Annotated in this window: 4 protein-coding genes and 1 pseudogene; 1 reads left to right on the top strand and 4 read right to left on the bottom strand. The window is 64.7% G+C overall.

The features are described 5' to 3' along the window. The 4 genes and pseudogenes from JMF90_RS17510 to JMF90_RS17495 form a co-directional block, all read right to left on the bottom strand. A pseudogene (locus JMF90_RS17510) lies at window positions 1-600 on the bottom strand (glycosyltransferase); the annotation flags it as partial. Between the two features lie 172 nt (window positions 601-772). After that, complete coding sequence (locus tag JMF90_RS17505; protein WP_201317148.1) at window positions 773-1,921, bottom strand: glycosyltransferase; 1,149 nt, start codon at window positions 1,919-1,921, stop codon at window positions 773-775. Window positions 1,922-2,229: 308 nt separating this feature from the next. Further along, window positions 2,230-3,810, bottom strand: coding sequence for a mannose-1-phosphate guanylyltransferase/mannose-6-phosphate isomerase (locus JMF90_RS17500; protein ID WP_011547864.1), 1,581 nt, complete (start codon window positions 3,808-3,810; stop codon window positions 2,230-2,232). Next, complete coding sequence (locus tag JMF90_RS17495; RefSeq protein ID WP_171984285.1) at window positions 3,807-4,415, bottom strand: drug:proton antiporter; 609 nt, start codon at window positions 4,413-4,415, stop codon at window positions 3,807-3,809. Before JMF90_RS17495 ends, JMF90_RS17500 begins: the two co-directional genes overlap by 4 nt. A 1,297-nt stretch (window positions 4,416-5,712) precedes the next feature. Between JMF90_RS17495 and JMF90_RS17490 the strand changes: the two genes are divergently transcribed. Beyond that, window positions 5,713-6,886: sigma-54 dependent transcriptional regulator (locus JMF90_RS17490; RefSeq protein ID WP_201325263.1), on the top strand; the 1,174-nt coding region annotated here is incomplete at its 3' end.

Genomic DNA, 6,886 nt, shown 5'->3' with positions numbered 1-6,886 from the left:
GGTCGGATTCATGCTGCTGACCGCCAGCACGAATCTGCCCGGCGTGAGCGAGAGTGTTTTCAGTATGCTCGCGTCCGGTTCCAGGGCGTCGAGATGGTCGGCACCGAGCGGCACGACGCTGATTTTTTTCGTTGAAACACCACAGTGGTGAGCGAGGCGATCGCGCGAGAAGCGAGAATTGGTCAACACGCATAGGGACGTGCGCGCGAGAATCCAGAACATGACCCGATACCACGCCCGGAACAGTCGGGAAAAGTGGGCAGGGGTGTCGAACACCGCGGCATCGTGCATGTAGATGATCTGATTGCCGAGGAAAACGGAAGCGGAATTGCTCAGGTTGACGATGCGGTTACGAGACGAAAAAAGCGGCAATGCCAGTTGTTCCCAGATCACGCCCTTGGAAAAACCGACCTTGAGCGTCGTCGTCCCGTCCACCGTCGCGTCGGCGTGCGGAGGCACGAGAACCGTGATCGAGCCTTGCGGTTGCACCCTGACCAGGGCGGCGATGAGCTCGCGGGCGACGCGTTGCACGCCGGTCGTCTTTTGGGTGGAGAATCGGCCGTTATATACGAGTTGCTTGGGTTTTTTGGGCGTGCTCATGTCAAATCCGGTGAAATCGATGCGCGTCCAGGGCGCTTGCCGCGCGCCCTGAACGGCAGCGTTTGTCTGTCGTTATGCGTTGCGTCGGCGCGTTCCATCCCGGCCATGCACGCGATATCCCGACGGCTTCGCGCTCGAGGCCGCGGCCACCCGATCCGGTTCCGGCCGCGTGTCAGGCCTCGACGTGATCGGGCGCCGCAGGCTCGAACCGTCGTGCAGGGACGGTACGCAAATGGGGGCTCAGTCCGTAAAGGGATTGCCATTGCCGGAAAATCGCGTTCATGGAAAATCGATGAAGTGCGAACTTTCTCGCCGATTCCCCCATTTGCTCTCGCAACTGGTGGTCGTCGCAGAGCATGGCCACATACCGCGCCATCTCGTCGGCGTTTGACGCGACATAGCCGGTCACACCATGAATGACGACGTCGCGGTTGCCGACGACGTCGGTCACCACCGCGGGCAGCCCGGCGACCTGGGCTTCGATCAGCGCGACGGGCATGCCTTCCCAGCGGGATGTCTGGACGTAGATATCCAGTTGGGACGTCAGTTCGAGTGCACGCGTGCGTGTCACCCATCCGCTACAGGAAATGACCTGGTTTTCCTGCTGATCCGGGATGTCGTCAGGGGTGCCGCCGATCCACATGAACGTCAGATCGGAATCGCGCAGATCGGTCGCCAGTTGCAGGAAGGCTTGATGATTTTTCTGAAACGACGCGCGCCCGCTCATCCCTACCACGATCTTTCGATCGCCACGCGGTTGACGTGAAGGAACCTCGGCTACATTGACGCCGTTTTCCACGAGCACCGCCGTTTTTGCCCGAATCCTGCCTTTGATTTCCCTGAGCTCGCTGTCCGAGCAGGCGACGATGGTGCCGCCCAGAAGGGCCGTCATTCGTTCAAAGCCGAGGTAGGCAAGCTGTTTCGCGCGGGAGACGTCACGACGCAAGAACGAGAGTCCATGCGGTGAATAGAGCACCTTCGCACCAGGTGTCGCTATCCTCGCGGCAGCACGCCCTAGCACTCCGGCCTTCGAAGAGTGAAGGTGGATGACTGTCGGGTCGCATTCGCGAAGCATGTCGGCCAGTTCCTTCACGCTGATCAAGTCTTGCCTGATGCTGATTTCGCGAGCCATCGCGACGTGGACGAGCTTGATGCCGGGCCGGAACAGCGTCGGGAAATCGATCGGCGTCTCGGAGCGGATCGAATGCAGCACGGTCACGTCGACGCCGGCCGCTGCGGCGTGGTTGGCGAGATGGACCAGCATGGACAGCACGCCGCCGCCAAACGCTTCGACAATGTGAACGATTCTTTGTCTGGTCATCTTCGAGACGGTTAGTTCGACCGGGTGTGGCGCGGCCGCCCGCAAGACGCGGGTATCCGGCAAATCGCGAAGTCGGTTGCGTCCGATCGGCTCGTCATGAGGAATCGTAGAACTATGCATTCCTGAATGATTTGGCATTGAGTAAGTTGCGTCCTCATTCGCGAAACCGGCAGCGGTCGCACGGGCGCACTTGATTCCGTGCGTCACAAGCATTGTGCTATGCCCGTGCGGCTGACTAGGTGCGATGGCTTACATTGAGTGGCCGACGTGCCTTCGGCCAGATGTCGCGCATATCCGGGCGGTTCGGCTCACGTCTGTCGAGCAGTGTCGATCATATCGACAGGTGCATGCGTTGCGGGTGACGCAGGCTGCACGGATTGCGGCGGCAGTGCCTCGACCGCCCGCCCATACTGATCCTCGAACCGCACGATATCGTCCTCGCCGAGATAGTTGCCCGACTGCACCTCGATGATTTCGAGCGGAATCCGGCCGGGATTCTCGAGTCGATGCACTTCGCCGACGGCGATGTACGTCGATTCGTTCTCGCACAGCAGGAACGTGTCGGCGCCGCGCGTCACCTTCGCGGTGCCGCGCACGACGATCCAGTGCTCGGCGCGGTGATAGTGCATCTGCAGCGACAGCCGCTTGCCGGGTTCGACGACGATCCGCTTCACCTGGAAGCGCTCGCCGAGATCGATCGAATCGTAGTGGCCCCACGGTCGCTGCACCTTGCGGTGCTCGCTCGCCTGCGGGCGCTGGTCGGTCTTCAGGCGCGCGACGATGTTCTTCACGCGCTGCACGTCGTGCTTGTTCGCGACCAGCACCGCATCGGCCGTCTCGATCACGACGACGTCCTTCATCCCGACGCACGCGACGAGACGGCCTTCCGAACGCACGAGGCTGTCCTGCGTATCCTCGAAGACGATCGGCCCGCGCGCGACGTTGCCCTGGTCGTCCTTCGGCATGATTTCCCAGATCGCGTCCCACGTGCCGACGTCCGACCAGCCCGCCGCGAGCGGCACCACGATGCCTTCGATGCCGAGTTCGGCGTGTTCCGCGAGGCGCTCCATCACCGCATAGTCGATCGAATCCGCCGGGCACGCGTCGAAGGCCGCCGCATCGATCCGGAAGAACGGATCGTCGGCGACGCCCGCGCGCCATGCGCTGTCGCAGGCTGCGTGGATGCCCGGCGCGAGTGCGCCGATCGCCTTCAGCCAGACCGATGCGCGCGTGACGAAGATCCCGCTGTTCCACCAGTAATCGCCCGATTGCAGATAGCGCTCGGCGAGCGTTGCATCGGGCTTTTCGACGAAACGCCCGATCGCGTAGCCGCCCTGGCTGCCGCGGCGGCCCGAGCGCGGTTCGCCGACCTGGATGTAGCCGTAGCCGGTCTCCGCGCGGCGCGGCAGCACGCCGAGCGTGACGATCGCGCCTTCCTGCGCATAACGCGCCGCACGCGCGATCGCGTCCTGGAACGCGCCGACGTCGACGATCACGTGATCGGCCGGCATCACGGCGAGCACGGGATCGTCCGCGAGCGCGCTCGCATCGAGCGCCGCAAGCGTCAGCGCGGGCGCGGTGTTGCGCGCGGCCGGCTCCAGCAGGATGCGGGCAGGCGCCGAGCGGCCGTGTACCTGCTCGGCGCTCATGAAGCGATGCTGTTCGCCGCACACGAGCAGCAGCGTGTCGCCGAGCGACGCGTTCGCGATGCCGTTCAGGCGGCGCGCTGTCGCCGACAGCGGCGACTCGTTCGAAACCAGCTCGATCAGTTGCTTCGGATACTGCTCGCGCGACAGCGGCCACAGCCGCGTGCCGGAGCCGCCGGCGAGAATCACCGGCAGGATGCTCGGCAGATCGGGTTCGGGAACCGGGCGAAGGGTGCGGGTCATCGGTTCGCTCCGGTATCGGCAGGTAGTCGGGGGTGAGCGCGGCCGTCGGCGCGTGCGTCGTCGTTGCGCGAGACCGAAACGGCGCGCGACAGCAGCTGACGCAGCGCGCCGGCCGCGCGGTCGGCCGACCGGACCAGGCCCACGAACGGCGCGCCCTGTTCGAGATACGGGCCGTAGGCCTTGCGGAATCCGAACTGTTTGTAGAACGCCTGACGCGGCGCAGGCACGTGCGTGCGCACCGCGGTGTCCGGCCACGCGGCCTGCGCGGCGGTGAGCGCGCGCTCGATCAGGCGTTCGAGCGTGTCGTCGTCTCGGCAGCTTTCGCTCGTCAGCACCTTGTCGATCACGACGTCCGGATCGATGTCGTCGCCGGGCAGGATGCGCGCGTAGGCGGCGACTTCCGTCGTGTCGCCGTCGCGCACGCTCGCGTAGACGTGCAGCGCGCCCGCGTCCTTGCCGTCGATGTCGAGATGCGTGTGCGCGTCCTCGACCACCAGCACGGCGTTGCGCGCGCGCAGGATTGCATAGAGATCGACGGCGCTCAGATGTTCGAATTCACAACAATGCCATTCCATGATGCTGTCCTCGCGTGATGCCTTCGGCATGCCGCGCCGCACGGACGCGATCGTTCCGTGCAGCGCGGCGATCCTCATCATCCGGATGCGCGGTACGGCGGTCTGTTCGAAAGCGTACTCACCCTCGGGATTCGCACGCCGGCGCCGGATACGGGGCGATGCGCATGACGCGCGAGCGTCGCAAGGTGCGGTAGCACACACCGTCCGGGCCGGTGCCTTTTCATAATTGATTCATCGTGGCGGCCTGCAATGAAGCACGGTCGGACGACATCGCACGCAAACGACGGACGGAGGCGGGACCGGAAATTGCGAGCCTGGGCTGATCGTGCGCGGCAGTGCGTGACACAGGATCGCCGCCGATTGCGGGGCGTCGGCGGATTCATGCGATCTCGCCGCATTCCAGCGGAATGGCGCGCACCTGCGCGGTGCACCCGTCCGGCGTCGGTACGCTGCCGCTCGCGCGCATGCCCGATCGCCGCGATCTGTCAGGCGTCGGCACCCGTTCGAGCCGTGCGGCTGGCGCGGCCGCGCAAGGGGGCGATCATGCTGCATCGCACGACACGCGCGCCAACGCCCGGTATTCACGCCGACTCACGCGGGTCGGCGCGAATCCGCCTAAAAGAGCCGGTGCGGCGCGATGTCGAGGATTACGCGGTGATTACGACGTGTAACTGCCGGGCGGCCCGCGCGCCGCCGCGATGCGATCCGGCTACCCGGCCGCGGGCGGGATTATGCGGTCCGGCGAACACGGCGCCGCGATTTTTGGGAGATTTCGATGGAAATCACGGGCAATCGCCGGGATCAATCTTGCGGAAAAGTAGTATTTGCCACTGATTGACGGGAATGGTCATAGATAATCAAATCTCAGTGGTCAAAAGCGCACGGCGCCGCGCCGCGGGCAGCGTAACCGACTGATTCAGGTTTATCGTTTGGTAACAAGACCAACGCGAAACGGGGTGTAGATTCAGGTGCGGATGAAATGGGGCGGTCAATCCGGGCGCGGTTTGGCAGCCCTCCGGTTCAGCATCGGGCGCGACTGTCGTGTACGACGCGACGCACATGTGGACGGAATTTCCGTTGCCGACGTGCCCCGCCTGACGGCGGGTCGCTTCAAAGCCGGAATGTCGTGGCTCCCGTAGCCGCGCATTCCGTTCGAGTTCGATGACAACGAGGCCGGATGACATTCGGCTCGACCTCCGGGGGTTCTCGCCGTGTGCAGTTTCGATCTTCGCCAAGGCTGCGGAAACGCAGCGCGGAAAGGCGGCCATGCGCCGCCGGCCGCAGCGCACGCGTACGGTTCGCGGAGTGCAGAAAATGATGGTTCGTTATGAATATGCCAATAACGCGCGATAAGAGCGCCGGCGTGGGGAGCGGTAACGGGCAGCGTCCGTTGATTTACTGGACGCAGTCGCCGTCCGTGATGCTGCGAAAGGAATTGTCGCGCCGCGACTGGAAAGTATCGGTCGTCGCGCATGCGAACGAGCTGCGCGACACGTCCGGCGAAATTACCTGCGGCATTCTCGACTTGAGCGGCGGCCACGCCGATGCGATCGGCAGCATCGCGTCGACCTGCGCGTCGATGCGCGACGTCGTCTGGGTGGCGCTCGTGGATGTCGGCCAGACCGCCTCGCCGAACGTGCGGGCGCTGTTGCGCGACTACTGCTTCGACTACGTGACGTTGCCGGCGTCGCACCAGCGGATCGCCGATACGGTCGGCCATGCCTACGGCATGGAATGCCTGTTCGCGCGCGATCGCGAACAGCTCGAATCGGAAGAAAAGGGCATCGTCGGCACCTGCAGCGCGATGCTGCGGCTGTTCGATACGGTGCGGCGTTTCGCGCGCACCGACGCACCGGTGTTCGTGTTCGGCGAAACGGGGACCGGCAAGGAACTCACGGCCGTCGCGATCCATCGTCATTCGGAACGGCGCAACGGCCCGTTCGTTGCCGTCAACTGCGGCGCGATCCCGCCGCATCTGCTGCAATCGGAACTGTTCGGCTATGAACGCGGTGCGTTTACCGGCGCGAACGCGCGCAAGATCGGCTACGTCGAAGCCGCGAACGGCGGCACGCTGCTGCTCGACGAAATCGGCGACCTGCCGCACGAAAGCCAGGCGAGCCTGCTGCGATTTCTGCAGGAGCGTTCGATTCATCGTCTTGGCGGAAGCGATCCGGTGCCGGTCGACGTCCGGATCGTGTCGGCAACGCACGTCGATCTGCGCGAGGCAATGGAAGAAGGGCGTTTTCGCGCCGACCTGTTCCACCGTCTCTGCGTGATGCGCATCGACCAGCCGCCGCTGCGCGCCCGCGGCAAGGACATCGAACTGCTCGCGCACCACATGCTCGAACGCTTTCGCGGCGACGCGCGCCATCGCGTGCGCGGGTTCTCGACCGATGCGATCACGGCGCTCTACAAGCACGACTGGCCGGGCAACGTCCGCGAGCTGATCAACCGCGTGCGCCGTGCGGTCGTGATGACGGAAGGGCGCCTGATCACCGCGC

The organism is Burkholderia sp. E168m23, assembly GCF_016586125.1.
Classification (GTDB): domain Bacteria; phylum Pseudomonadota; class Gammaproteobacteria; order Burkholderiales; family Burkholderiaceae; genus Burkholderia; species Burkholderia orbicola.
Note: the sequence above shows the minus strand (reverse complement) of the source record. Positions and strands in the feature narration are given on the sequence as shown.